The organism is Moorena sp. SIO3B2, assembly GCF_010692525.1.
GTDB lineage: Bacteria > Cyanobacteriota > Cyanobacteriia > Cyanobacteriales > Coleofasciculaceae > Moorena > Moorena producens.
On the sequence record NZ_JAAHHE010000843.1, the window covers coordinates 1 to 1,520 of the forward strand.

1 protein-coding gene and 2 pseudogenes are annotated in these 1,520 nt (G+C 42.8%); 1 reads left to right on the top strand and 2 read right to left on the bottom strand.

Going from position 1 to position 1,520, the window contains the following annotated elements; all coding sequences use genetic code 11:
* A pseudogene (locus F6K38_RS41680) lies at positions 1 to 655 on the bottom strand (SWIM zinc finger family protein); the annotation flags it as partial.
* 48 nt (positions 656 to 703) lie between these two features.
* Here F6K38_RS41680 and F6K38_RS41685 point away from each other — a divergent pair.
* Positions 704 to 862, top strand: a complete 159-nt coding sequence (locus F6K38_RS41685; protein WP_287360703.1) for a hypothetical protein — start codon at positions 704 to 706, stop codon at positions 860 to 862.
* A 20-nt stretch (positions 863 to 882) separates the two neighbouring features.
* On the opposite strand, the pseudogene F6K38_RS41690 reads toward F6K38_RS41685, so the two are convergent.
* Positions 883 to 1,520 (bottom strand): annotated as a pseudogene (locus F6K38_RS41690) (hypothetical protein); the annotation flags it as partial.

Sequence of the window (1,520 nt, forward strand, 5' to 3'; positions counted from 1 at the left end):
GGGTGGTTTTTACTTCAAAACCGGAGGGGTCAATTTCAAATTGGGTTGTCTTGTAACTGCGGATTTTTTGAAATTCGTTGTAAAGGGCGGCGGAGTAATCTATGTTTGTTGTACCGCAGGCGAATTCCTTGATAGTTTTAAATACTTCGTAGCTGGCTCCTAGTCGCCCATAACTGGATTCATCTTGGCTGAAACATTCAAAGAAGACTTCATCGGGATGAACGGTAATTACTGGATCGAGGACAAACCAGGCATCACGGTCTTTTTCATAGAGGTAATTGTAGTACTGCTGTCTGGCTTTATAAAAGGTGGATAATCGTTGATATCGGTTCTGATTTAATTGATTTAGTTCTGCTTGTAAGGGTTGAATTTTATTGGCGAGGTCTTGGCGTTGTGCGGCTATCAGTTGCCAGTCTTGTTGGTCTTGGTTGGCACGCCATTGTTTATACTCGGTTCTGTCTTTGGGTTTGAAGCGTAAATCGGAAACTACTACGTCATGTAGGGCGCTGATGGCTTCTCGAAAGGCTACATTTTTCCCTAATTCACCAATGAAGTAGGTGGGAGGACGCTTGGTGTCTGGGGAGAAGGACATTTGGGTGCTGCTGCCGCGATCGCTAACTGCTGTACTATTTTTATAGGCGTAGTTAAATTCCATGGTTTTTAGGGTATTGAAGTATTTTTTTAATTGTTAAGAGCTGAGGTGATGGCTGGGTGCATCTCATTTTTACTGTTTGACCCGGTGGTGCGTTACGGTACGGGCTGTCTCAACAGTGGGAAAAAGATGAAAAATCAGGGTGATCCCGTCCCTAACGCACCCTACGCCTTCTTCCCTTTTTCCTGTTCCCTACTCCCTACTCCCTAAAATTAACAAATTATAAATCCCTACACTCCTCTTAATTCGGAGACTGGTTTAACCTGAATAGGAAGAGGAATACTAGGATAGTTTTGGTGAATTTTTAGCATAATATGAATTGAACGGGCTTTATCACCAATAGCCATTGTGAGGGATTGTCGTGTTAATATTTCTGCTACTATTTTAGCAGCTGCTTGGCTTTTTTTTGCTTCAGCTTCTAGAAATGCGAAGACGCGCTGTTTAGCAATTCGTCCACGATTAACCCGAGACAAAATACTGATAAAGTAAGGGATTAAGTCTTGCAAACGGTCGGGATTATCTACGGCATACTGTTCTAGATAGTTAGTGGCAAATAGCTGCATATCTTGACTGGGATGTTCACTAAATTTAAGCAGATAATCTTGACCATAACTCTGCTGAAAGGTACGTAGTACTAAATCCCGCCCAAATTGACGAACATCATCCCGAGTACTGTCACAAATACTGACCATGACTTCAGGTGTCCATTCTTGTTCGGTAATTTGTTGGCTAAAGAGTTTTGTAGCAAATTCTCGGGAATCCTGCCATTTTGCTTCTAGTAATCGCACTGCGGCTAACATGTCTTGAGAATTGCTACGGATACGGTTGAGCCTTTGCTCAATCATTGTCCAAGCGGCTTGACGGACGG

Bases quoted from the DNA above. Each gene is read 5' to 3' on its own strand.
- F6K38_RS41685 (WP_287360703.1), top strand. From the start codon at position 704: ATGGCTGGGTGCATCTCATTTTTACTGTTTGACCCGGTGGTGCGTTAC.